The organism is Sphingomonas sp. GW821-FHT10F09 (assembly GCF_058809195.1).
The window spans coordinates 64,727-86,973 of the sequence record NZ_JBXASI010000004.1 but is presented as its reverse complement, the minus strand read 5'-3'; the positions used below and the strand labels follow the sequence as shown (position 1 = coordinate 86,973).

Genomic DNA, 22,247 nt, shown 5'->3' with positions numbered 1-22,247 from the left:
ACCGGCAGCAAGCCGGCCCCCGTGAAACAGCCCGTCCCCGTATCGCCAGCGCCCGCGCCGGTGCCGGTGGCGACGCTGCCCACGCCCGTGATCGCGGCTCCGCCCGTAGAGGCACCCGCACCCGTTACCCCACCCGCAGCGAAGGAAGTCATCATGGAAACGATCGAGAACGTCACCGCCAAGACCCAGACCGTGTTCAACGACGCGACCGAGCGCGCCAAGGGTGCGGTCGAGAAGAGCCAGAAGCTATTCGAAGAGGCCAATGAGTTCGGCAAGGGCAACATCGAGGCGCTGGTCGAATCGTCGAAGATCGCCGCCCGCGGCATCGAGGCGATCGGCCAGGAAGCCGCTGCTTTCGCCAAGAAGTCGTTCGAGGAGGCGACCACCGCCGCCAAGACGATGAGCAGCGTCAAGTCGCCGACCGAGCTGATGAAGCTGCAGTCGGACTATGTTCGCGCGGCGTTCGACGCGATGGTCCAACAGACCTCGCGCAACACCGAAGCGATGCTGAAGCTCGCCGGCGAAGTGGTGCAGCCGCTGTCGAACCGCGCGGCGCTCGCCGCCGAGAAGCTGAAGATCGCGGCGTAATTTCGACGCATCGACCGGACGATGGGGGCGGCCGCCGCGATGTGGTCGCCCTTTTCGTGTCATCGGCGCCTCGTCCCCCTTGCCCCCGCCGCCCCGCATGCCATATTTTGGCGATCCACATGACAGCTGAACCGATCACCATGGCCGAACGCCGCGACGATGGGACGGACGAGGGAACCGGTACCGGCCTCGCCACCAAGACGCGCTCGAAGACCAAGCAGCCGACGCCGTATCGGGTGTTAATGCTCAACGACGACTATACGCCGATGGAATTCGTCGTTTTATGCCTCCAGCGCTTCTTCCGCATGAACATGGAGGAAGCGACGCGGGTGATGCTGCACGTCCACCAGAAGGGCGTCGGGGTATGCGGCGTCTTTTCCTACGAGGTCGCCGAAACCAAGGTCGGGCAGGTCATCGACTTCGCGCGCCAGAACCAGCATCCGCTGCAATGCACGCTGGAAAAGGCCTGAACGGTTCGGCCGGTCCCGCCTAGCGCGGGTCGGGCAGCCAGCCGAGGTCGAGCCCCGCACGGCGATCGACATGATGTGCGGTCCGCGCCAGTCCCGCCTCGTCGAGCATCGTGAAGCGCCCGCCGTTGCGCGCGATCAGCCCGTCCTGTTCGAGTTGCCGCAACATGCGGTTGACGTGCACGGCGGTCAGCCCGGTGGCATCGCCGATCTCCTCCTGCGTCAATCCCAGCGTGAAGGCGGCGCCGATCGTCGGGTCCAGCACCCGCAGCCGGTTGCGGATCTCAATCAGCAGTGCGGCGACGCGCGCCTTGGCGGAGGTGCGGCCCAATCCCGCGAGCCGGTCGGTCAGCGCGACCCGCTCGATCTGGCCCGCGGCGACCAGCAGCGCGGACAGGCGGGGATGCCCGACGACGAGCTCCGCCACCGCCATGCGGTCGACCAGGGCCACCGCGCATTCGGTCAGCGCGATCACCGTTTCGGGCGAGCTGCGATAGACCAGCCCGGCCATCGCGATCAGGTCGCCACGGAACAGGAAGCGCAGGATCTGCCGGCTGCCGTCGGGGAGGATGACGTAGCTCATCATCGTGCCGCGTTTCAGCACGTACAATTCGGTCAATTTGTCGTGTTCACGCAGGAGGACGGCACCGCGGCGCAATGTCCGCTCGCGCTGTTCCAGCCCCTCCAACGCCGCCTGCTCGTTCGCCGAGAGGTCGATCAATTCGCCGAGACGTTCGGCGAGATAACTGGCCACGCGGTCGCATTCCCCAAAACTTGTCGAGGGCGAGTAAGCAAACACCCGAAACGACTGCATTAAAATCGATCAATCGCGCTCGTTCGATTGTCGCCTTGCACCGTTGCCCCAGCGCGTTAGACGCGTCTGATGGACCGTATCATCATCCGTGGCGGCAACCGCCTGTCGGGCCGCCTGCCGATCTCCGGCGCCAAGAACGCCGCACTGACGCTGATGCCCTGCGCCTTGCTCACCGACGAGCCGCTGACGCTACGGAATCTGCCGCGTCTGGCCGATGTCGACGGCTTCGGCCACCTGCTCAACCAGCTCGGCGCCTCGACCGCGATCGAGGGCACGCGGCCCGAGGATTTCGGCCGGGTGATGACGATCCGCGCGGGCAAGCTGACCTCGACCGAGGCTCCGTACGATATCGTACGCAAGATGCGCGCCTCGATCCTGGTGCTCGGCCCGGTGCTGGCGCGCGCGGGCGAGGCGACGGTGTCGCTGCCCGGTGGCTGCGCGATCGGCAACCGCCCGATCGACCTGCACCTGAAGGCGCTCGAGGCGATCGGCGCGGAGCTGGAAATGGCGGCGGGCTACGTCAAGGCGGTCGCGCCCGGCGGACGGCTGTCGGGCGGGCGCTATCGCTTCCCGGTGGTGTCGGTCGGCGCGACCGAGAATGTCGTGATGGCGGCGGTGCTCGCCCGCGGCGGCAGCGTGATCGAGAATGCGGCGCGCGAGCCGGAGATCGTCGACCTGTGCAACTGCCTCGTCGCGATGGGCGCGCGCATCGCGGGGATCGGCACCGACACGCTGGAGATCGAGGGCGTCGATCGCCTGCACGGCGCCACCTATGCGGTGATGCCCGACCGGATCGAGGCGGGCAGCTATGCCTGCGCGGCGGCGATCACCGGCGGCGCGCTGGAGCTGGTCGGCGCGAACGCCGCCGACATGCAGGCGACGATCGATGCGCTGCGGTCGGCCGGCGTCACCGTCGAGACGACGAAGGACGGCGTCAAGGTAGAGGCGAACGGGCCGCTGGGGCCGGTCGATATCTCGACCTCGCCCTATCCCGGCTTCGCCACCGACATGCAGGCGCAGTTCATGGCGATGCTGTGCATGGCGACCGGCACCAGCGTGCTGACCGAGACGATCTTCGAGAACCGCTACATGCATGTGCCGGAACTGGCGCGGATGGGCGCGGACATCCAGGTCCACGGCCGCACCGCCCTCGTCAAGGGCGTCGACCGGCTGGTCGGCGCGCCGGTGATGGCGACCGACCTGCGCGCCTCGATGAGCCTGATCCTAGCGGGACTGGCGGCGGAGGGCGAAACCGCGGTCGCGCGCGTCTATCACCTCGACCGCGGCTATGAGCGGCTGGAAGAGAAACTGTCCGCGGTCGGCGCCGACATCGAGCGCGCCAGCGACGGCTGACCGGCCGGGTCGGGACCGGGGCGCCGCCGCAGCAACAGCTGTCAGGCGATCCGGTCCGGCACCTCGGCGGCGTCCTCCGCGATCGCCGCGGCCGGTGCGACCGCTTCCCACGGAAAGACGAACCAGTCCTTGGTGGTGCGGCGGTCGATCGTCCGCGCGTGATAGTCGACGCGCTCGGCGGAGCTGACGTTGTCGATCAGCGTCGCGAAGCGCATCACCGCCGCCGTCGCCCCCGCCGCGGCGAGGACGCTGCGGATATGTTTGATCGTGCGGCCGGAATCGTTGATGTCGTCGACGAACAGCAGCTTCTCGCCGGCGCGCGTCCGCCCGGCGAGGCGGAACAGCGGCGCTTCGGCGAAATCGTCGACCTTGCTCGAATAATCGACCGACAGCATCGGCAGCCCGGTCGCATGGCTGAGGTAGACCGCGGGGGCGAGACCGCCGCGGCCGATGCCGATGATGAAATCGGGCGTCCAGCCGCTGGCCGCGATGCCCACGGCGAGCGCATGGACGTCGGCGACGAAATCGTCGTGGCTGATCGGGGTGAACACCGGCATCACTGCGCTTCCACATAGGCATCGAGCGCGGCGAGATGCGCCGCCACCGCATCGTCGGGCAGGAACGACCCGAGGAAGCTGTTGCGCGCCAGCAGCGCGAGATCGTCGCGGTCCAGCCCGCGCGCCTCGGCGGCGGCGCGGTAATTGTCCGCGACATAGCCGCCGAAATAGGCGGGATCGTCGGAATTGATCGTCGCGCGCAGCCCTTCGCGCAGCATGCGGTCGATCGGATGGTCGGTCATGGCATCAACCACGCAGAGCTTGAGATTGGACAGCGGGCAGACGGTCAGCGTCATGCCGGTGCGCGCCAGCCGGGCGGTAAGCACCGGATCCTCCAGACTGCGGTTGCCATGGTCGAGCCGGTCGATGCCGAGCAGGTCGAGCGCCTGATGGACATATTCGGGCGGCCCCTCCTCGCCGGCATGCGAGACCAGCCGCAGCCCGGCGGCGCGCGCGGCGGCGAAGACGCGGGCGAATTTCTCCGGCGGATGGCCGAGTTCGGACGAATCGAGGCCGACCGCGGTGATATGCGCGAGCCACGGTTGCGCCGCTTCGAACGTCGCGAAGGCGTCCGCCTCGTCGAGGTGGCGCAGGAAGCTGAGGATCAGCCGCACGCTCATCCCGTGGCGCGCCCCGGCATCGGCGATCCCGTCGAGCAGGCCGGTGATGACGGTCTCGAACGCGATTCCGCGTGCGGTGTGCGTCTGCGGATCGAACATGATCTCGGCGTGCCGCACCCCGTCGGCGGCGGCGCGATCAAAGTAGGCGACGGCGAGATCGCGGAAATCCTCCCGCGTCAGCAGGACGTTGGCGCCCTGGTAATAGATGTCGAGGAAGTCCTGCAGGTTGTTGAACGCATAGGCGGCGCGGACCTCCTCGACGCTGGCGAAGGGGATGGCGACGCCGTTGCGTTCGGCCAGCGCGAACATCAGTTCGGGTTCAAGGCTCCCCTCGATATGCAGGTGCAGTTCCGCCTTGGGCAGGCCGGCGATGAAGGTCGAAAGATCGGACATGCCGCATCATCGCGGCATTGCCGCATGGGGGCAAGGGCGCGATGGCGGCCGGCTCCCCTCCCTCGAACGGGAGGGGAGGGGCATGGGTCAGATCGCGTTGAGCGCCTGGTCGAAGTCGGCGATCAGGTCGTCGGCGTCCTCAACGCCGATCGAGATGCGGACCAGATTGTCGGTGATGCCGAGCGCTGCCTTGCGCTCCTCGGGCACCGACAGATGCGTCATCGCCGCCGGGTGGCTGGCGAGCGTCTCGGTGCCGCCCAGCGACACCGCCAGCTTGGCGATGCGCAAGGCGTCGAGGAAGCGGAACGCCTCCGCCTCGCCGCCCTTGACGATCAGCGAGAAGGTCGAGCCGGCACCGGTGCAATGACGGGCGTAGATGTCCGCCTGCCGCTCCATGCCGGGTGTGTCGGGCAGGAAACCCAGATAGCCGACGCGTTCGACCTTGGGGTGATGGCGCAGGAAGTTGCAGACCTTGACCGCATTCTCGCCGGCGCGGCTCATCCGCAGTTCCAGCGTCTCGAGGCTGCGGAGCAGCATCCATGCGGTGTGCGGATCGCAGATCGTGCCGATCGTGTTGCGCATCGATCGGATCGTGTTGATGTGCGCCTTCGTCCCCAGCACGCCACCCGCGACCAGATCGCTGTGGCCGCCGGCATATTTGGTGAGCGAATAGACGACGATGTCGGCACCGTGGCGCAGCGGCTGTTGCCACAGCGGCCCGAGGAAGGTGTTGTCGATCGCGATCGGCGGCTTTTCGGCGGCATCGGCGAAGATCGCGTCGCGGCTGGCGGCGACCGCCTCGATATCGACCAGCGCGTTGGTCGGGTTGGCGGGGCTTTCGAGGTAGATCAGCGCGACATGGCCGGTCTTCGCCTCGGTCAGTACCGCGTCGATCTCCGCGCGGGTCGCGCCGGCGGGGAAATCGAGCCACTTGACCCCGAACTTGCCGAGGATGCGGCCGATCAGCGTCTCGGTCGCCGCATAGAGCGGGCCGGAATGGACGATTGTGTCACCGGGCTTGGTCATCGCCAGGAACAGCGTCGCGATCGCGGACATGCCGCTGGAGAAGGCGAGCGCGTCCTCCGCCTCTTCCCAAATGCCGAGCCGGTCCTCGAGGATTTCCTGGTTGGGGCCGTTGAAGCGCGAATAGACGAGGCCGTCGGCGCCGCCCGGCCGCTTGCCGGTGACGCCCTCGAAATGGCGCTTGCCCGCGGCGGCATTGGGGAAGACGAAGGTCGAGGTGAGGAAGATCGGCGGCTTCAACGCGCCTTCGGACAGCGCCGGGTCGAAGCCATGGCCCATCATCATCGTGCTGGGCTTCAGCTTGCGATCGCCGATCCGCTCCACCTGGGGGGCGGGGGTGCCGCTGGCTACGCCGGTCATCTCTGCTTCGTCGGGCATGCAACTCTCCTTATGACAGGAGCATAGACCTGGATCGTATCGAATGAAACGATCCATGCGGCGGGCGGAGCGGGTGAAACGGTCGCCGACATGGACAACATGAACACCTTGACGAAAACGATCCGGCCCTATCGTTTCCATTCCTGTACCGATCCGCCGCCCCGTCACGGTCGTCACCCGATAGAGCCGGCGGGCAGCGTAGGACAGGGGACAGCCGTTTTCCGAAGCCGATCAGGGGTTTGCCGCCGCCGTCGTCCAACGGGTGCTAACCGGCGGCGATCAGGCTGATCTGGCGGCCATAATCCGCCTCCGCCCGGTGCGTGGCGCGGCGGAAGCTGAAGAAGCGGTCCTCATGGGCATAGGTGTCGAGGCCGAGCGCCTCGATCCGGGTCAGGCCGGCGGCGGCGAGGCGATGGGCGACATAGGCTTCGAGGTCGAACTGGTGATGGCCGACGCGCGCGGGCGCGAAGAAGCGCTCGTTCGCCGGATCGGCGGCGGCGAAGGTACGCAGGAAGCCGTCGTCGACCTCGTAGGAGGTGCGGGCGATGCACGGACCGATTGCGGCGACGATGCGCTCGCGGCGCGCGCCGAGCGCGATCATCGCCGCGATCGTCGCGTCGGTGACGCCGCCGATCGCGCCCTTCCACCCGGCATGCGCCGCGCCGACGACGCCGGCCTCGCGGTCGGCGAACAGTACCGGCGCGCAATCGGCGGTGAGAATGCCGAGCAGCACGCCGGGGCGATCGGTGACCATCGCATCCGCCTGCGGCCGGTCGGCTTCGGCCCAGGGCGCCGCGACCGTCACCACGTCGGCGGAATGAACCTGATACAAAGTCGTCAGCGTCGCGCCCGGCGCCACCGTGGCGGCGGCGAGGCGGCGGTTTCCGGCGACGGCGGCGGGATCGTCCAGGGATCCCAGCCCGACGTTGAGCCCCGCGGTCGCCCCGACCGACAGGCCGCCGCGCCGGCCGAGGAAGCCATGCGCCACCCCCGACAGGTGGCGCGCCCGGATGACCTCTACCGTCGTGTCATCCCTCGTCATGTTATCCATCGTCACAGGGTGAGCCGCATCAGATGATCCTCGTCGGCATGGTTGCCGACCATGAAGGTGTAGAGCCCGATCTCCTCGAACCCGTAGCGTTCGTAGAAGCGGCGCGCGCGAACGTTGTCGACATAGACCGAAAGGAACAGCTCCGCCGCGCCCCGTTCGCGGGCGATGGCGATCACCCGGTCCATCATCCGCGCGGCAAGGCCGCTGCCCTGCTGGCCGGCGACGAGGTACAATTGGCGGAGTTCGATCATCGGCCCGGCGGGCTCGACCGGCAGCGCATGCGGTCCCAGCTTCGCGAAACCGACCGCGACGTCCCCCTCCTCCGCCAGCAGGAAGGCGAAGGCGGGGTCGGCGAGCTCCGCCCGCCAGCGTTCCAGCGTCAGCCCGTCGAGGAAGGCGGCGAGGTCGGCGGGGGCGTAGAGATGGCCGAAGGTCGCGGTGAAACACGTCGCCATCAGCGCGGCGATCGTCTCCGCATCGGCGACCGTCGGGGTGCGTAGCGTCGCGGTCATGCGCCGAACGCCGCCGGGACGGGCCAGTCGCGATGCGTGACGGCGAGCGCCTTGAACAGCGTTCCCATGTCCTCCATCAGCCGCGACCGGTCGGCGAGGATCGCCGTCGCCCGGTCGGGCGCGTGGCGGGCGAGCGCGCTGGCGCGGCCGTCGATGCCCAGCTGGCCGAGCAGGTCGCGTTGCGTCACCGGCCCCCAGGCGACCACGCCCGCGGCCTGCGCCGCGGCGGCGAGCGTGGTGAAATCGACGTGCGCGGACAGGTCGGTGTCGCCCGGCGCCTCGAACGGATTCGCGAAGGCATGGCTGCGTACCGCCTGCAACGTCTCGGCAAGCGCGGGGCCCTCGTAGCCATAATCGACCGCGAGCAAAGCACCGCCCTGCGCGGCGATCCGCCGGGCGAGCGACGCCATCACGCCGACGCTCGCGGGCGAAATCTCGAGCACCGATCCGGCGGGCGCGTCGCGGAGCGGTTCGGGCAGCAGTTCGACCGGCACCGGCTTGCCCGCGATCGGCAGGAACAATGTGTCCTGACAGGCGACGAGCCGTTCGTGCCAGCCGCCCCCGCCGTCACCCGCGCCGCGGCGGATCAGCTGGCGGATCGGCAGCGCGTCGAAGAATTCGTTGGCGACGACGATCAGCGCGGTGTCGGCGGGCAGCGTGTCGACCGTGTCGTGCCAGGTCGCATCGGGCACGCGCTCCGCCTGCGCGGCGCGCAGCAGCGGGCTGGTCTCGACGAAATGGACCGGCGGCGTCAGCCCCGCCTTGGCCATCGCGCGCAAGGCATCGGCGGCGAGCGTCCCGCGGCCCGGCCCCAGCTCGACCCAGGCGACGGCGGGCCGCCCGGCGCGGTCCCACAGGTCCGCGCACCACAGGCCGACCAGTTCGCCGAACATCTGGCTGATTTCCGGCGCGGTGGTGAAGTCGCCGGCGGCGCCCAACGGGTCGCGCGTCGCATAATAATGCGCATTGGCGGCGGCCATGAACTGCGACACCGGCATCGGCCCGGCGAGCGTGATGGCGCGGGCGAGACGGTCGGGAAGGGAGGCTTCGGTCACCCTGCCGGAATGACGGCGGGGCGGGGGGCGCGCAAGGGGGTAAGCGGCGCGCCCGCGCAGACGGGGATCGCTACGCGACGCTCTGCGATCCCGCGATCGGCTCCACCCGCGTGCGGCGGCCGGGGGCGGTGAGGATCAGGTACAGGCCGCCCGCGATCATCGGCACGCACAGCCACTGGCCCATGTGGATGCCGGTCGCCTCGATGAAGGTGCCGCGGAACTGCGCATCGGGTTCGCGGAAGAATTCGACGATGAACCGCGCGACGCCATAGCCCAGGACGAACAGCCCGACGAGCCGGCCCGGCTGGTAGCGCGTCCTGGTCCGCCAAAAGGCGAACCACAGGATCGCGAACAGGACGATCCCCTCGAGTCCCGCCTCGTACAGCTGGCTGGGGTGACGCGCCGGCTCCGGCACGTCGAACGGCACGGTGCGTTCGAACACGATCGCCCATGGCACGTCGGCGGGCTTGCCCCACAATTCGCCGTTCACGAAATTGGCGAGCCGGCCGAAGAACAGGCCGAACGGCACCACGCAGGCGATGTAGTCATGCACCCGCAGCCAGTCGAGCCGGTGCTTGCGGGCGAACAGGATCAGCCCGATCGAGGTGCCGATGACGCCGCCGTGGAAGCTCATCCCCCCGTCCCACAGGCGGAAGATGCGCAGCGGATGCAGGAACATGTCGGGCGCGTAGAACAGCACATAGCCGATCCGCCCGCCCAGGATGATGCCCAGCGTCGCGTAGAAGACGAGGTCGTCGGCATGGCGCCGCGCCATCGGCGCGCCCGGCTGTGCGAGCAGCTTCAGCAGATACCACCAGCCGACCAGGATGCCGGCGATATAGGCGAGGCTGTACCAGCGCAGCGTGAAGAAGCCGATCGAGAAGATGTCGGGATGCAACCCGAGATCGGCGAAGCGGATATGGCTGCCGCCCGTGCCCAGCGCATTCTGGACGACGGTGGGGGCGGCGGCGGCGAGCATGGACAGGATCAAGGCTTTCCCCCGGGGTTCGCGGTCTGCATAGTGGGCCAAAGGCACAAGACCAAGCGGAGAGAGATATGCGGACGCCCCTCGACGAGCGCATGGACGCGACCATGGCCGCGCTGACCGGCGCGGGTGGCATGCTGGCGCTGGGATCGACGATGCGCGACGGCCGCAGCTATCCGGTCATCGCCGCCGCGCCGCCGTCGCTGCCTTATTACTTCGCCCATTATTGTCAGGAACATGGCGCCAAGACCTTCCTCGTCGCCGGGGACGAGCGGCTGACCTTCGCACAGGTCCATGCCACCGCGACCCGCGTCGCGCAGGCGCTGGTCGCTGCGCACGGGGTCAACCGGGGCGACCGGATCGGCATCGCGATGCGCAATTCGCCGTCGTGGATCGTGCTCTACATGGGCATCGTCATGGCGGGTGGGGTCGCGACGCTGCTCAACGGCTGGTGGCAGGCGGAGGAGCTCGACGCGGCGATTCGGGAGGTGGACTGCACCCTCGTCTTCGCCGATCCGCCGCGTGCCAAGCGGCTGGGCCAGGTGGCGCAGGCGACCGCGCCGGTGCTGACGATCGACGACACGCTGCCGCTCGACGCCGCGCTGGCGGGGCTGACCGCGGGCGCGGATGGCGGCGGCACCTTGCCCGCGATCGGCGCGACCGACCATGCGACGATCCTGTTCACCTCGGGCTCGACCGGCCAGTCGAAGGGGGCGCTCGCCGATCACCGCGGCATCGTGCAGGGCATCTTCAACTATCTGGCGCAGGCGCTGATGATGCTGGGCATCGCCACGCAGGACGGCAACCCGCCGACCGACCAGCCTTCGACGCTGCTCACGCTGCCGCTGTTCCACGTCACCGCGGAGATTCCGGTGATGCTGCAGAGCTTCGCGATGGGCCGCAAGCTGGTGCTGATGCCGAAATGGGATGCGCGCGAGGCGATGCGGCTGATCGAGCAGGAGCGGATCAGCTATTTCGTCGGCGTGCCGCTGATGAGCTTCGAGATCCTGACGCATCCCGACCGCGGCGACTACGATCTGTCGAGCGTCACCGACTTCGCCGCGGGCGGCGCGCCGCGCCCGGTCGAGCATGTCCGCCGGATCGATGCCGAGATGGGTGGGCCGAAGGGAGGGGGGGCGCCGCTGATCGGCTATGGCCTGACCGAAACCAATGCGGTCGGCACTGGTAACTGGCGCAGCAACTATCTCGCCAAGCCGAACAGCGCCGGGCGCCCCTCGGCGCCGCTGGTCGACCTCGCCATCCTCGACGATGCCGGTAGCCCGGTGGCGCAGGGGCAGCGCGGCGAGGTGTGCATCCGCACGATCTGCAACTTCCTCGGCTATTGGAACCGGCCGGAGGCGACCGCGGCGTGCATGACCGCCGACGGCTATTTCCGTACCGGTGACATCGGCTACCTCGACGAGGACGGCTATCTGTTCATCGTCGACCGCAAGAAGGACATCATCATCCGCGGCGGCGAGAACATCTCGTGCCAGGAGGTCGAGGCGGCGCTCTACACGCATCCGGCGGTGGCGGAGGCGGCGGTGTTCGGCCTCGCCGACGAGCGGTTCGGCGAGGTCCCCGGCGCGGTCGTCCATGCCCGCGACGGCGCGGTACTGGGTGAGGCGGCGTTGCAGGCGTTCCTCGGCGACCATATCGCCGCCTTCAAGGTGCCGACCCGCATCTGGGTGTCCGACGTCGCGCTGCCGCGGCTGGGGACGGAGAAGATCGACAAGGTCGCGCTGCGGAGCGCCTATCGTGCGGTGGCCTGATCCGGGCGAGGTTCGGTCGACGCGAGGGATTGGGCGCGCAGAGGCGCGGAGGACGCAGAGAGGGTCTGGGGCAAGAATACGCTGATCCGCCCCATGTCCGTCATCCCGGTGCATGCCGGGATCCATGGATATGCTGACGGCAGCGTTGCCCGTATCGTCCGACCGCATCGAAGCATCGATTCCGGCGTTCGCCGGGATGACGTGGCGTGGGTGGGAACGTATCGCCGGACCGCTACCCTCCGCGTCCTCTGCGCCTCCGCGCGCAAAACCCTTCTTGTCGCGTCTTCGCGCGCACCAGCCTGCCGCGCCCTTTCCACCCGTTCGTGCAGCCGATACAGCCGCGGGCGATGGAGAGGCCCACCCGCAGGAACGTGCTGATCGGCGGCGGCGCCGGAATCGGGCTGATCGTCGCTTGGGGTGTGTGGCCGCGGCGGTATCAGCCGAACCTCGCCGCCGCGCCGGGAGAAACGCCGTTCGGGGCGTGGCTGAAGATCGGCAGCGATGGCCATGTCACCGTCGCGGTGCCACAGCTCGAACACGGACAGGGTATCTACACTGCGCTCGCGCAGATCGTCGCGGACGAACTGGGCGCGGACTGGCGCACCGTCGGCGTGGAGGCGGCGCCGCTGAACCCGCTCTACGCCAACCCGCTCGCGCTTGAGGAACTGTTCGAAGGCGGCTTCGCGCGCCTGCCCGACGGCCTGCGCCAGAGCTTCGCCGAACGCACCGGGCTGATCGTCACCGGCGGCTCCACATCCGTGCGGATGTTCGAGGAGGGGTGCCGCACCGCCGGTGCCGCCGCGCGCGCGCTGCTGTGCAAGGCGGCGGCGCGGCGATGGGGCGTTGCATGGACCGATTGCGCGGTCGATGCGGGGTTCGTCGTCCATGCCAGCCAGCGGCTGCGCTTCGCCGCGCTCGCCGCCGACGCCGCCGGCGAATCGGTCCCCGACCCGCTGGCGATCGGGGTGCAGGGCGCGGGCAAGCTCACCGGCCGGTCGCTGCCGCGGCTCGACACGCCGGCCAAGGTCGACGGATCGGCGGGGTTCGCCGGCGATATCCGCCTGCCCGACATGGTTCATGCCGCGATCCGGCAGGGGCCGATCGGCGACAGCCGCCCGATCCGGGTCGACCGCGCCGCCGCCGATCGCGTCCGCGGCGTACTCGCGGTGGTCGAGACCCCACGCTGGGTGGCGGCGGTCGCGACCACCTGGTGGGCGGCGAACCGCGCGCTCGACGCGATGGCGCCGCGCTTCGCCACGACCGGTCCGGTGGTCGACAGCGCCGCGATCGCGCACAGCCTCGACGCCGCGCTGGCGACGAAGGGCGAACGGATCGCGGCGACCGGCGAGATCGGGACGCTGCTCGACGGCGGCGGCGTCGTCACCGCCGACTATGGCGCGGGCCTCGGCGTGCATGCGCCGCTGGAAACCGCGAGCGCGGTCGCCGCGTGGCGCGACGGCCGGCTCGAACTCTGGCTGCCGACTGCGGCGCCCGCCGCCGCGCGCGCCGCCGCGGCGCGGGCGGCGGGGCTGAACGAAGGCGCGGTCGTCGTCCACCCGACGCTGGGCGGCGGCGGATTCGGCGCGACGCTCGACCCGCTGGTGGCGGAGCAGGCGGCGGTGCTGGCGATGCGGCTGAAGCGCCCGGTCAGCCTCGTCCGGTCGCGCGGCGAGGACGTCGCGCACGACCTTTTCCGCCCTCCCGCCAAGGCGAGGATGCGCGCGCGCCTGTCGGGCAACGGCGCCATCGCCGCCTGGCACATGGCGATCGCCGCGCCCGCCACGGGGCACGAGCTGGCGCGCCGGCTGCTGCCCGACGCCGCCGGGCTCGCGCTCGGCGGCGGCGATCCCTATCCGGTCGCCGGTGCGCTGCCGCCCTATCGCATCCCGGCGCTCGCGATCCACCACCATGCCGCGGCCATCGGCGTGCCCACCGGGCATATGCGCGGCGGCGCGCATGGCTACACCGCCTTCTTCACCGAATCCTTCCTCGACGAACTGGCCCGCGTCGCCGGCACCGAGCCCTTGTCCTACCGGATCGGCATGCTCGGCGGCGACGCGCGGCTGGCGCGCTGCCTGACCACGGTCGCGGCGCTCGGCGGCTGGGGCGGCGGCCAGCCTGGCAGTGGGCAGGGCATCGCCTGCCACAGCTTTCGCGGCAGCCATATCGCGGTGCTCGCCGAGGCCGAAATGGGCGAGGGCGGCCGCCCGCGGGTCGAGCGCCTCGTCGCCGCGGTCGATTGCGGGCGGACGATCAACCCCGACCTGGTGCTGCAACAGATCGAGGGCGGGCTGATCTTCGGTCTGGCGCAGGCGCTCGGCGCATCGACCGGGCTGACCGCGGGGCGCACCGACGTGCGCGGTTTCGCCGGACTCGCGCTGCCGCGCCTCGCCGACACCCCCGACATCATCGTCGAATTCGTCGCCTCCGACGAAGCGCCGGGCGGCGTCGGCGAACTGGGCGTGCCCGCGGTGGCGCCCGCCATTGCCAACGCGCTGCACGCGGCGACCGGTATGCGGATGCGTCACCTGCCGCTAAGGCCGGCAATATGATCCTTCCCGCCGACCATCCCCCGATTCCGCCACGCAAAATCGGCGTCCTGCTGACCAACCTCGGCACCCCGGACGCCCCCGATGCGCGCTCGGTGAAACGCTATCTGGGCGAGTTCCTGTCGGACAAGCGCGTGGTCGAGATTCCGGCGATCGCGTGGCAGCCGATCCTGCGCGGCATCATCCTCAACACGCGGCCGAAGAAGTCGGCGCATGCCTATGGACTGGTGTGGAGCGAGGAGGGCTCGCCGCTCGCCGCGATCACCCGCCGCCAGTCGCAGGCGCTGCAGGGCGCGTTCGGGCCGGACGTGCTGGTCGATTATGCGATGCGCTACGGCAACCCGCCGATCGCCGACCGGCTGATCGCGATGAAGGATGCGGGCTGCGAGCGCATCCTGATCGCGCCGCTCTATCCCCAATATTGCGCCGCGACGACCGCGACCGCCAACGACAAGGCGTTCGCGGCCCTCGCCGGCCTGCGCTGGCAGCCCGCGATCCGGACCCTGCCGCCCTATCACGACGATCCCGCCTATATCGGTGCGCTCAAAGAGCAGGTGGAGATGCAACTCGCCGGGCTGGATTTCACGCCCGATGCGATCGTCGCCAGTTTCCACGGCATGCCGAAGCGGACGCTGGAACTGGGCGATCCCTATCATTGCCATTGCCAGAAGACCGCGCGGCTGCTCGGGGAGGCGCTGGCGCCGACCCTGGCCGGGCGCGACCTACTGGTCGCCTTCCAGTCGCGGTTCGGCCCGGCGAAATGGCTCGGCCCGGCGACCGACGAGACGCTGGAAGCGCTGCCGGCGAGGGGCGTGCGCAAGGTCGCGGTGATCGCGCCGGGCTTTTCCGCCGACTGTCTCGAGACGCTGGAGGAGCTGGCGATCCGCGGGCGCGAAAGCTTCGTCGCGGCGGGCGGCACCGATTTCGCCTATCTGCCCTGCCTCAACGACGGCGCGCCCGGCATCGCGATGCTGAAGACGCTGCTGGCGCGCGAATTGCGCGGCTGGGTCGATCAGGACATGTAAAATTACGCTACGGCCATTGCCACTTCCGGGGCGTCTGCCCTAGCTTCGCGGCAACGGAACGGGAGAGATACTGATGGCCAGAGTAGCGATCGTCACGGGTGGCACGCGTGGGATCGGCGAGGCGATCAGTCTCGCCCTGCAGGAGGCGGGCATCGCCGTCGCCGCCAATTACGCCGGCAACGACGAACGCGCCCGCGAATTCACCGAGCGCACCGGCATTCCCGCCTACAAATGGGACGTCGCGGATTACGATGCGTGTCAGGAAGGCTGCGCCAAGGTCGCGGCGGAGCTGGGGCCGGTCGACATCATCGTCAACAATGCCGGCATCACCCGCGACGGCACCATCCTCAAGCTGACCTATCAGCAGTGGAAGGAAGTGATCGACACCAATCTGGGCGGTTGCTTCAACATGGCCAAGGCGGTGTTCCCGGGCATGCGGGAACGCAAATGGGGGCGGATCGTCAATATCGGCTCGATCAACGGTCAGGCCGGACAGTACGGCCAGGTCAATTACGCGGCGGCGAAATCGGGCATCCACGGCTTCACCAAGGCGCTGGCGCAGGAGGGTGCGCGCACCGGCGTCACCGTCAACGCGATCGCGCCGGGCTATATCGACACCGACATGGTCGCCGCGGTCCCTTCCGACGTACTCGAGAAGATCGTCGCCAAGATCCCGGTCGGCCGGCTGGGCCAGGCGAGCGAGATCGCGCGCGGCGTCGCCTTCCTGTGTTCGGACGAGGCCGGCTTCGTCACCGGATCGACGCTGAGCATCAACGGCGGCCAGCATATGTACTGACGGTTCGCGGCGCGGCGCGCACGAGAACCGGCACGGCCGGCGGGTCGGCGACGTTCCGAACCCGTCCGCCGACGGCTTCGCGGGCGTGCCCCGCGCCCCGCTACAACATGAGGGGGCCGGCTCTGACGAGCCGACCCCCTCCGCCCTCAAACGCTACACGAGGGCTGCGCACTGCCGCTTAGCGGCAGTAACCGGGACGATCCGAGCGTTCGAGCGCGCGGCCGGCGAGGCCACCGGCGACGGCGCCGCCGAGGGTGCCGAGCGAGCGGTCGCCGCGGGTGTCGATGGTGCGGCCGAGCAGGCCGCCGGCGATCGCGCCGACGATGGTGCCGGTGCTGCCGTTGTTGCAACGGCGGCCGCCGCGATTGCCGCGATCCTGATAATAGCCGCGGTCGCCGCGATAGACGCGGTCACCACGATAGCCCCGGTCGTCGCGATAGCCACGGTCATAGCCGCGATCGCCGTAATAGCCGCGCTGCGCCACGGCAGGCGTCACGGGGACGAGGGCGCCGGCGGTCATCGTGAGGGCGGCGGCGGCGAGGCTCAGGGTCTTCAGCATGGGTCTTCTCCCGTAAAGTCTTCCGACTGGTGGCGGTCCGGTGGAGGGCCTGCCCGTCGTCGATGTCCCTCTTCTGGCCGATTCGCATTGAGCCGAGCCTGAATGCGCTCGTTATCCGCCGTTCAGGCTATCGCTGCCCGGCACGCCCCCTATGGAGGCGGACATGCCTATCGTGTTCGTGATCCTGGCGGTGCTGCTGCTCGTCCCCGGCTGGACCGGCGGGGAGCGGCTGGCGCTGCTCGGCAACCGGCCGCAACTGGTCGCGACCCGCGTCGACCTCGACCCTGCCGACCCGCGCCATGTCCGCCTCGGCGCGCTCACCTATCTGGGCGGCGTGCGCCTGCGCAGCGTCGATCCCGCGTTCGGCGGCTATTCGGCGCTGGCCGTTGTGCCGCAGCCGGACGGCAATCGCTTCACGATGCTGAGCGACGGCGGCAACGTCGTGAGCTTCACGATGAGCGCCGACTGGGCGCCGCGGCGCATCCGCTTCCGCAACCTGCCGGCCGGGCCGGGGATCGGCTGGGAGAAGCGCGACCGCGACAGCGAATCGATGGCGGTCGATCCGGTGACGGGCCGGATCTGGGTCGGCTTCGAACGCTATAACGCGATCTGGCGCTATGCCCCCGGCTTCGCGCGCGCGGAGGCGCAGCGGCAGCCGGCGGGCATGGCCTCATGGCCGGCCAACGGTGGCCCCGAATCGATGGCGCGGTTGCCCGACGGGCGATTCGTCGTGATCGGGGAGGAACGCCACGTAGCGACCCGGCGCTGGCGCGGATCGGAGGCGGAGCGGCTGCAGAGTCGCGAGGCGCTGATCTTCCCCGGCGATCCGATCGCCACCCGGTCGCTGCCGTTCGCCTATCTGCCCGCACCGCGATTCGATCCGGCGGACGTCACCGCTCTGCCCGACGGCGACCTGCTGGTGCTCGATCGCGCCTTTCGCCTGCCCTACCGGTTCAGCAACCGCCTGTCGCGAATCCCCGCCGCCGCGATCCGGCCGGGCGCGCAACTGCGCGGCACGTTGCTGGCGACGCTCGATTCGCCGCTGATCCACGACAATTTCGAAGGGCTGGCGACGACGCAGGAGAAGGGCGCGACGATCGTCTGGATGGTGTCGGACGACAACCAGTCGCTGCTGCAACGTACGTTGCTGCTCAAGTTCCGGCTCGACCGGTAGGGCACACGCCAAAAGCCCGCCGCTCGTCGGAGCAGCGGGCCTTCGCACCATGGCCATCGCGCGGGGCGCCGGTGGCGCCCCGGAATCGCGTCAGGCGGCGGCTGCGGTCGTCGACAGCTTCTTGGCGATCTCGCGCTTCAGGCGGCGGCAGCGCAGCGAGAGCTTGTCCTCGCTCGTCTTCACCAGCCAGTTGTCGAGGCCGCCGTTATGCTCGACCGAACGCAGGCCGTGCGTCGAGACGCGCAGGCGCACGCTCTTCTCGAGCGAATCGGAGATCAGCGTGACGTTCTGCAGGTTCGGCAGGAACGTACGCTTGGTCTTGTTGTTGGCGTGGGAAACGTTGTTCCCCACCTGCCGGCCCTTGCCGGTCAGCTCGCAGATGCGCGACATGGTTTTTGATCCTGAATTCGGTTGCCCGGAAAGTCGGCGCCACTAGCGGCTCTCCACCCTTCCGTCAACCTTTCCCCGACGCCGGCCGGTCCGGATCGGATCATGCAACGGAAGTCGGTGCCGCGGCGTTGTTACGCCATCGTAAAGGTCAAAGCCAAGGGGATGTCGGCATGCGCACGTTGCTCGCACTGATCGGGATCATCGCGCTCGTCGTGGTCGCGTTGATGTATTTCGGTCTCATCAACATCGACCAGACCCGCTCTGCCGTGGTGCAGGCACCGCAGTTCAAGGCGGATGTCGCGCGCGTTAGCGTGGGCACGGAGAACAAGACGGTCGCCGTCCCCACGGTGAACGTCGAAAAGCCGGGCAACGCCCAATAGGCTTTACCTGATCCGGCGGCGTCGGCAGGAGGGGCGGCGATGTTCCCCCTGCCGATCCCGATGCGCCGCGCGCTCGATGCCGCGGCGAGTGCGGCGCGGACCGGCGAAGTGCCGGTCGGTGCCGCACTGGTTCGTGCCGGCGAGGTGATCGCGGTCGCGGGCAATGCGCCGCGCGCCCTGTGCGACCCCACCGCCCATGCCGAGATGCGCGTGATCCGCGAAGCCGCGGCGGCGCTGGGGCGCGACCGGCTGGAGGATTGCGCCCTGTGGGTGACGCTGGAGCCATGCGCGATGTGCGCTGGCGCGATCGCGCATGCGCGGATCGCGCGGCTCTATTATGGGGCGAGCGATCCCAAGGGCGGTGCGGTGGAGCATGGCCCGCGGTTGTTCGGCCAGCCGACGCTGCACCATCGGCCGGAGGTGTATGGCGGAATCGGCGAGGCGGAGGCCGCGGCGTTGCTACGCGATTTCTTCCGGGAGCGCCGCTGACGAACCGCCTGTCCCGGACGCGGGACAGGCGGTTCGACGGTCAGGCGATCAGCGCAGGTCGCTCTGGGAGATCGGCACGATCTTCACCTCGACGCGGCGATTCGCGGCGCGGCCGGCATCGGTGTCGTTCGAGGCGATCGGCTGCGATTCGCCGAAGCCGCGGGTGCCGATGCGCGCCGGCTGCACGCCGCGGCCGGCGAGATAGTCGGCGACCGAGGTGGCGCGCCGCTCCGACAGCGTCTGGTTGTACGCGTCCGAGCCGGTCGAATCGGTGTGGCCGTATACGTCGATATAGGTCTGGTTATACTGCGCCAGCGTGTCGGCGACCTGGTCGAGCGTCCGCTTGAACTGCGGCTGCACGTCGGCGCTGTCATAGGCGAAGGTGATGCCAGACGGGATGTTGAGCACCAGATTGTCGCCCTCGCGCGTCACCTGCACGTCGGTGCCGGCGGTGCGGGCGCGCAGGTCGCGCTCCTGCTTGTCCATGTACGCGCCGATCCCCGCGCCGGCGAGGCCGCCGATGCCGGCGCCGAGGATCTTCTCAGTCCGGTCGCGGCGTCCGCCGACGAGGTCGCCGAGCAGATAGCCGCCCAGCGCACCGCCGATGCCGCCGATCGCGGTCTTGGAGATGCGGCGTTCGCCCGTCTCCGGATCGGTGGTGCAGGCGCTGGTGGTGACCAGCGCGGCGAGCGCGGCGGCGGCGGCAAATCTGGATTTCATGACATCCCTTTCATGGTCTTTGGCATGGTCGTTTGGAGGTTAAACTCAGGTCCGAAGCGGCTTGTTCCGCCTGCGATCTGAACCGCGGCTGACGTATCATTGCGTTTCGCCGTGACGGAGACAGTTGTGGTCGCGTCACTTGTGCGGCAAAGACGCGTTCGCCGATGGCACCGCTTCCGCCCTTTCCCTGGATCGACGTCCTCATCATCCTCGCGCTCGTCGCGTTGAACGGCGTGTTCGCGATGAGCGAGCTGGCGATCGTCTCGTCGCGCAAGGCGCGGCTCGAGGCGCTGGCGCGATCGGGACGCAAGGGGCCGGCGGCGGCGCTGAAGCTGGCGGCGGATCCCGGCAAATTCCTGTCCTCGGTGCAGATCGGCATCACCCTGATCGGCATCCTCGCGGGCGCCTATTCGGGATCGAGCCTCGGCAGCCCCACCGCCGCGCGCCTGCAAACGCTCGGCCTGTCGCCGGAAACCGCGGAAACCGCAGGCTTCGCGCTGGTCATCGGCCTGACCACCTATGCCTCGCTCATCATCGGCGAACTCGTCCCCAAGCAGTTCGCGCTGCGCAAGCCGGAGACGGTGGCGTCGCTGGTCGCGGTGCCGATGCGCTATATCGCGGTGATCTGCGCGCCGCTGGTATGGCTGCTCGATTCGTCGAGCGCGCTCGTCTTCCGCATCCTTGGCCTCAACCGCGAATCGGAAGATCAGGTCACCGCCGAGGAATTGCACCTGATCGTCGCCGAGGCGAGCAAGTCGGGCGTGATCGAAGAGCATGAGCGCACGATCATCTCGGGCGTCGTCCGGCTCGCCGACCGGCCGGTGCGCGAGGTGATGACGCCGCGGACCGAGGTCGACTGGCTCGACTGCAATCTGGGGCCGGAGGGGATCCGCGACACGCTGCTCGCGACGCCGCACACCCGCCTGCCGGTGGCGGAAGGATCGATCGACGCGGTGATCGGGGTCGTGCAGGCGCGCGACATCGCCGCGGCGCTGTTCCGCGGCCAGGCGCTCGATCTCAAGACGCTGATGCGCAAGGCGCCCGTCGTGATTGACCGGATCGACGCGATGGACGCGCTGATCGCGCTGCGTCAGGCCGAGGTGCCGATGGCACTGATCCACGACGAATACGGCCATTTCGAAGGGATCGTCACCCCTGCCGACCTGCTCGCCGCGATCGCCGGCGAATTCGCCAGCGACGCCGATCCCGACGATGCGCCGTCGGTGGTGGTGCGCGACGACGGGTCGCTGCTGGTGGCGGGCACGATGGCGGCGGATGCGCTGGCCGAGCGGCTCGGCATCGACCTGCCCGAGGACCGCGACTATGCGACCGTCGCCGGGCTGGCGCTCGCCGCCTTCCGTCACCTGCCCGGCGAGGGCGAAAGCTTCGAGGAACAGGGCTGGCGCTTCGAGGTGGTCGACCTCGACGGCCGTCGTATCGACAAGCTGCTCGTCAGCGAGATTTAAGGACGGCGTGATCGTCGCTTGGCTCGGCCGGCGTGGGGTCGCCATGGGCGGGATACGCGCCAGTGCCGCTGCTACCCGTCACCCCGGACTGGTTCCGGGGGCCACCAGGCCGCGCATCGCGACCTGTCGACCTTGGAACCGTGGATGCCGAATCGTGTCCGTCATGACGGGGATCCAGCTCCGGGATCGCGACTGGCGACAGCGTCAAACCGCAAACCGAACGAGTTCGCGCGGGGGCGCAGAGGACGCCGAGACGTGGCGCGCAAGGAGACGTCGTCCCGTCACCGCGATGGTTTGATAAATACGGCCTACCGTCGACGTGAGCGCATTGCCTCTGCGCCCTCCGCGCCTTTGCGCGAACCTCAGGCCGTCATCGCGATCGATCGGGCAGGGGGCGTTACAGCCGCCCGAACACCGCCTCGAACCCCGCCTGATCGCCCGCTGCCAGAAAGCGCGCCTGCTCGATCCAGCGGTCGCGGGTCAGCCGGCCGGCGAACGGCCCGAGTTGCGCGTCGAGTCGCAGCGCCTCGTCGTCGTCCAGCGCCGCGACCTGACCGACGGTGGTGATACCGAGTTCGCCCAGCCGCGCCGCCAGCTTCGGCCCGAGCCCCTTCAGCGTCGATACCGATGCGGCGGCGGGGTCGTCGCCCGCCGCAACGGGGGCGGAGGCGGCTTCGCTCGCCGGACTGGCGTCGAGCGGCGCGCTCGCCGCGATCGGTTCGTCGGCAAAGGGGGTGGGTGCCGGTTCGGGGGCGGGCGGCGGAGCGGATGCCGGGGCAGGCGCGGGCGCAGATGGGGGTGCCGCCACCGGTTCGGGCGCGGGCCGGGCGACAGGCGGGGCCGCGAGGGATGTCTCTTCCGCCGTCTGCTCGACCTCGACGTTGCGTTCGGCGATCGCCTCTTCTGCCGCTTTCCGCTGGCGTTTGAGGCGCATGCCCCAGACGATCGCGACGAGCACCGCGACCGCGAACAGCGCGATCACGATCAGATGCGCATAGGTGAAGGCGTCGGTGGTGCTCGGGATCAGGCTGGCGCCGGAGGCACCCCCGGCAGTCGCGGTATCGTTCATGCGCGCGATCCTAGCGGCGACGCTACGGCACGGCGAGCGGAAACGTGAACCCGGCGCCGAAG

Annotated in this window: 23 protein-coding genes; 11 read left to right on the top strand and 12 right to left on the bottom strand. The window is 69.4% G+C overall.

Annotated elements, in window-relative coordinates; translation table 11 throughout:
• Nucleotides 1-153 precede the first annotated feature (153 nt).
• Both AC1RTO_RS13215 and clpS read left to right on the top strand, forming a co-directional pair.
• Complete coding sequence (locus AC1RTO_RS13215; RefSeq protein WP_493161294.1) at nt 154-588, top strand: phasin family protein; 435 nt, start codon at nt 154-156, stop codon at nt 586-588.
• A 140-nt stretch (nt 589-728) separates the two neighbouring features.
• Nucleotides 729-1,058: an ATP-dependent Clp protease adapter ClpS gene (clpS, locus tag AC1RTO_RS13210; RefSeq protein WP_293875015.1), complete on the top strand. Its 330-nt coding sequence runs from the start codon at nt 729-731 to the stop codon at nt 1,056-1,058.
• Nucleotides 1,059-1,077: 19 nt separating this feature from the next.
• On the opposite strand, the gene AC1RTO_RS13205 is transcribed toward clpS, so the two are convergent.
• Nucleotides 1,078-1,809: a Crp/Fnr family transcriptional regulator gene (locus AC1RTO_RS13205; protein WP_493161293.1), complete on the bottom strand. Its 732-nt coding sequence runs from the start codon at nt 1,807-1,809 to the stop codon at nt 1,078-1,080.
• 129 nt (nt 1,810-1,938) lie between these two features.
• Here AC1RTO_RS13205 and murA point away from each other — a divergent pair, with 129 nt between their 5' ends.
• A complete protein-coding gene (gene murA, locus AC1RTO_RS13200) occupies nt 1,939-3,222 on the top strand; it encodes a UDP-N-acetylglucosamine 1-carboxyvinyltransferase (RefSeq protein WP_493161292.1) in 1,284 nt (427 codons plus the stop codon).
• A gap of 41 nt (nt 3,223-3,263) precedes the next feature.
• Here the strand turns inward: murA and AC1RTO_RS13195 are convergent, their stop codons facing one another.
• From AC1RTO_RS13195 to lgt, 7 genes are all read right to left on the bottom strand, one after another.
• The gene (locus AC1RTO_RS13195) at nt 3,264-3,779 is read right to left on the bottom strand and encodes a phosphoribosyltransferase (protein ID WP_493161291.1); all 516 of its coding nucleotides are present in this window, start codon (nt 3,777-3,779) and stop codon (nt 3,264-3,266) included.
• On the bottom strand, nt 3,779-4,792 hold the full coding sequence (locus AC1RTO_RS13190; RefSeq protein WP_493161290.1) for an adenosine deaminase: 1,014 nt from the start codon (nt 4,790-4,792) through the stop codon (nt 3,779-3,781). Before AC1RTO_RS13190 ends, AC1RTO_RS13195 begins: the two co-directional genes overlap by 1 nt.
• An 87-nt stretch (nt 4,793-4,879) precedes the next feature.
• On the bottom strand, nt 4,880-6,193 hold the full coding sequence (locus AC1RTO_RS13185; protein ID WP_493161289.1) for a cystathionine gamma-synthase family protein: 1,314 nt from the start codon (nt 6,191-6,193) through the stop codon (nt 4,880-4,882).
• A 265-nt stretch (nt 6,194-6,458) separates the two neighbouring features.
• Nucleotides 6,459-7,235: a peptidoglycan editing factor PgeF gene (gene pgeF / locus AC1RTO_RS13180; protein ID WP_493161288.1), complete on the bottom strand. Its 777-nt coding sequence runs from the start codon at nt 7,233-7,235 to the stop codon at nt 6,459-6,461.
• 11 nt (nt 7,236-7,246) lie between these two features.
• Nucleotides 7,247-7,756: a GNAT family N-acetyltransferase gene (locus AC1RTO_RS13175; protein ID WP_493161287.1), complete on the bottom strand. Its 510-nt coding sequence runs from the start codon at nt 7,754-7,756 to the stop codon at nt 7,247-7,249.
• Nucleotides 7,753-8,754 (bottom strand): class I SAM-dependent methyltransferase, encoded by a 1,002-nt coding sequence (locus AC1RTO_RS13170; RefSeq protein WP_493161597.1) that lies wholly within the window; start codon nt 8,752-8,754, stop codon nt 7,753-7,755. Before AC1RTO_RS13170 ends, AC1RTO_RS13175 begins: the two co-directional genes overlap by 4 nt.
• Before the next feature lie 127 nt (nt 8,755-8,881).
• Nucleotides 8,882-9,790 (bottom strand): prolipoprotein diacylglyceryl transferase, encoded by a 909-nt coding sequence (gene lgt, locus AC1RTO_RS13165; RefSeq protein WP_493161596.1) that lies wholly within the window; start codon nt 9,788-9,790, stop codon nt 8,882-8,884.
• 77 nt (nt 9,791-9,867) lie between these two features.
• Here lgt and AC1RTO_RS13160 point away from each other — a divergent pair, with 77 nt between their 5' ends.
• From AC1RTO_RS13160 to phbB, 4 genes are all read left to right on the top strand, one after another.
• Nucleotides 9,868-11,568, top strand: coding sequence for a class I adenylate-forming enzyme family protein (locus AC1RTO_RS13160; RefSeq protein ID WP_493161286.1), 1,701 nt, complete (start codon nt 9,868-9,870; stop codon nt 11,566-11,568).
• A 347-nt stretch (nt 11,569-11,915) separates the two neighbouring features.
• Nucleotides 11,916-14,120, top strand: a complete 2,205-nt coding sequence (locus tag AC1RTO_RS13155; protein ID WP_493161285.1) for a xanthine dehydrogenase family protein molybdopterin-binding subunit — start codon at nt 11,916-11,918, stop codon at nt 14,118-14,120.
• Nucleotides 14,117-15,142, top strand: coding sequence for a ferrochelatase (gene hemH, locus AC1RTO_RS13150; RefSeq protein WP_493161284.1), 1,026 nt, complete (start codon nt 14,117-14,119; stop codon nt 15,140-15,142). Before AC1RTO_RS13155 ends, hemH begins: the two co-directional genes overlap by 4 nt.
• A 73-nt stretch (nt 15,143-15,215) precedes the next feature.
• On the top strand, nt 15,216-15,938 hold the full coding sequence (gene phbB, locus AC1RTO_RS13145) for an acetoacetyl-CoA reductase (protein WP_493161283.1): 723 nt from the start codon (nt 15,216-15,218) through the stop codon (nt 15,936-15,938).
• 178 nt (nt 15,939-16,116) lie between these two features.
• Here the strand turns inward: phbB and AC1RTO_RS13140 are convergent, their stop codons facing one another.
• The gene (locus tag AC1RTO_RS13140) at nt 16,117-16,497 is read right to left on the bottom strand and encodes a glycine zipper 2TM domain-containing protein (RefSeq protein WP_493161282.1); all 381 of its coding nucleotides are present in this window, start codon (nt 16,495-16,497) and stop codon (nt 16,117-16,119) included.
• Between the two features lie 163 nt (nt 16,498-16,660).
• Between AC1RTO_RS13140 and AC1RTO_RS13135 the strand changes: the two genes are divergently transcribed.
• Complete coding sequence (locus AC1RTO_RS13135; RefSeq protein ID WP_493161281.1) at nt 16,661-17,671, top strand: esterase-like activity of phytase family protein; 1,011 nt, start codon at nt 16,661-16,663, stop codon at nt 17,669-17,671.
• Nucleotides 17,672-17,761: 90 nt separating this feature from the next.
• Here the strand turns inward: AC1RTO_RS13135 and rpmB are convergent, their stop codons facing one another.
• Complete coding sequence (gene rpmB, locus AC1RTO_RS13130) at nt 17,762-18,061, bottom strand: 50S ribosomal protein L28 (RefSeq protein WP_293874892.1); 300 nt, start codon at nt 18,059-18,061, stop codon at nt 17,762-17,764.
• Between the two features lie 170 nt (nt 18,062-18,231).
• Between rpmB and AC1RTO_RS13125 the strand changes: the two genes are divergently transcribed.
• Both AC1RTO_RS13125 and AC1RTO_RS13120 read left to right on the top strand, forming a co-directional pair.
• Nucleotides 18,232-18,441 (top strand): hypothetical protein, encoded by a 210-nt coding sequence (locus tag AC1RTO_RS13125; protein WP_293874889.1) that lies wholly within the window; start codon nt 18,232-18,234, stop codon nt 18,439-18,441.
• Nucleotides 18,442-18,501: 60 nt separating this feature from the next.
• Entirely contained in the window at nt 18,502-18,930 is a 429-nt protein-coding gene (locus tag AC1RTO_RS13120; protein ID WP_493161595.1) for a nucleoside deaminase, read from the top strand.
• A 48-nt stretch (nt 18,931-18,978) separates the two neighbouring features.
• Here AC1RTO_RS13120 and AC1RTO_RS13115 read toward each other — a convergent pair whose 3' ends face one another.
• Nucleotides 18,979-19,650, bottom strand: coding sequence for a YiaD family glycine zipper/OmpA-like lipoprotein (locus AC1RTO_RS13115; RefSeq protein ID WP_293874886.1), 672 nt, complete (start codon nt 19,648-19,650; stop codon nt 18,979-18,981).
• 164 nt (nt 19,651-19,814) lie between these two features.
• Here AC1RTO_RS13115 and AC1RTO_RS13110 point away from each other — a divergent pair, with 164 nt between their 5' ends.
• On the top strand, nt 19,815-21,116 hold the full coding sequence (locus AC1RTO_RS13110) for a hemolysin family protein (protein WP_493161280.1): 1,302 nt from the start codon (nt 19,815-19,817) through the stop codon (nt 21,114-21,116).
• A 397-nt stretch (nt 21,117-21,513) separates the two neighbouring features.
• Here the strand turns inward: AC1RTO_RS13110 and AC1RTO_RS13105 are convergent, their stop codons facing one another.
• Nucleotides 21,514-22,185 carry a helix-hairpin-helix domain-containing protein gene (locus AC1RTO_RS13105; protein ID WP_493161279.1) on the bottom strand — a complete coding sequence of 224 codons (672 nt, stop codon included), beginning with the start codon at nt 22,183-22,185 and terminating at the stop codon, nt 21,514-21,516.
• Between the last annotated feature and the right edge of the window lie 62 nt (nt 22,186-22,247).

Coding starts and splice junctions, on each gene's coding strand:
- AC1RTO_RS13125 (WP_293874889.1), top strand. CDS start 18,232: ATGCGCACGTTGCTCGCACTGATCGGGATCATCGCGCTCGTCGTGGTC.
- AC1RTO_RS13195 (WP_493161291.1), bottom strand. CDS start 3,779: ATGCCGGTGTTCACCCCGATCAGCCACGACGATTTCGTCGCCGACGTC.
- AC1RTO_RS13115 (WP_293874886.1), bottom strand. CDS start 19,650: ATGAAATCCAGATTTGCCGCCGCCGCCGCGCTCGCCGCGCTGGTCACC.
- AC1RTO_RS13120 (WP_493161595.1), top strand. CDS start 18,502: ATGCGCCGCGCGCTCGATGCCGCGGCGAGTGCGGCGCGGACCGGCGAA.
- pgeF (WP_493161288.1), bottom strand. CDS start 7,235: ATGACGAGGGATGACACGACGGTAGAGGTCATCCGGGCGCGCCACCTG.
- AC1RTO_RS13170 (WP_493161597.1), bottom strand. CDS start 8,754: ATGCCGGTGTCGCAGTTCATGGCCGCCGCCAATGCGCATTATTATGCG.
- AC1RTO_RS13110 (WP_493161280.1), top strand. CDS start 19,815: ATGGCACCGCTTCCGCCCTTTCCCTGGATCGACGTCCTCATCATCCTC.
- AC1RTO_RS13215 (WP_493161294.1), top strand. CDS start 154: ATGGAAACGATCGAGAACGTCACCGCCAAGACCCAGACCGTGTTCAAC.
- AC1RTO_RS13140 (WP_493161282.1), bottom strand. CDS start 16,497: ATGCTGAAGACCCTGAGCCTCGCCGCCGCCGCCCTCACGATGACCGCC.
- hemH (WP_493161284.1), top strand. CDS start 14,117: ATGATCCTTCCCGCCGACCATCCCCCGATTCCGCCACGCAAAATCGGC.
- AC1RTO_RS13135 (WP_493161281.1), top strand. CDS start 16,661: ATGCCTATCGTGTTCGTGATCCTGGCGGTGCTGCTGCTCGTCCCCGGC.
- rpmB (WP_293874892.1), bottom strand. CDS start 18,061: ATGTCGCGCATCTGCGAGCTGACCGGCAAGGGCCGGCAGGTGGGGAAC.
- AC1RTO_RS13155 (WP_493161285.1), top strand. CDS start 11,916: ATGGAGAGGCCCACCCGCAGGAACGTGCTGATCGGCGGCGGCGCCGGA.
- AC1RTO_RS13175 (WP_493161287.1), bottom strand. CDS start 7,756: ATGACCGCGACGCTACGCACCCCGACGGTCGCCGATGCGGAGACGATC.
- lgt (WP_493161596.1), bottom strand. CDS start 9,790: ATGCTCGCCGCCGCCGCCCCCACCGTCGTCCAGAATGCGCTGGGCACG.
- AC1RTO_RS13105 (WP_493161279.1), bottom strand. CDS start 22,185: ATGAACGATACCGCGACTGCCGGGGGTGCCTCCGGCGCCAGCCTGATC.
- AC1RTO_RS13190 (WP_493161290.1), bottom strand. CDS start 4,792: ATGTCCGATCTTTCGACCTTCATCGCCGGCCTGCCCAAGGCGGAACTG.
- clpS (WP_293875015.1), top strand. CDS start 729: ATGGCCGAACGCCGCGACGATGGGACGGACGAGGGAACCGGTACCGGC.
- murA (WP_493161292.1), top strand. CDS start 1,939: ATGGACCGTATCATCATCCGTGGCGGCAACCGCCTGTCGGGCCGCCTG.
- phbB (WP_493161283.1), top strand. CDS start 15,216: ATGGCCAGAGTAGCGATCGTCACGGGTGGCACGCGTGGGATCGGCGAG.
- AC1RTO_RS13160 (WP_493161286.1), top strand. CDS start 9,868: ATGCGGACGCCCCTCGACGAGCGCATGGACGCGACCATGGCCGCGCTG.
- AC1RTO_RS13185 (WP_493161289.1), bottom strand. CDS start 6,193: ATGCCCGACGAAGCAGAGATGACCGGCGTAGCCAGCGGCACCCCCGCC.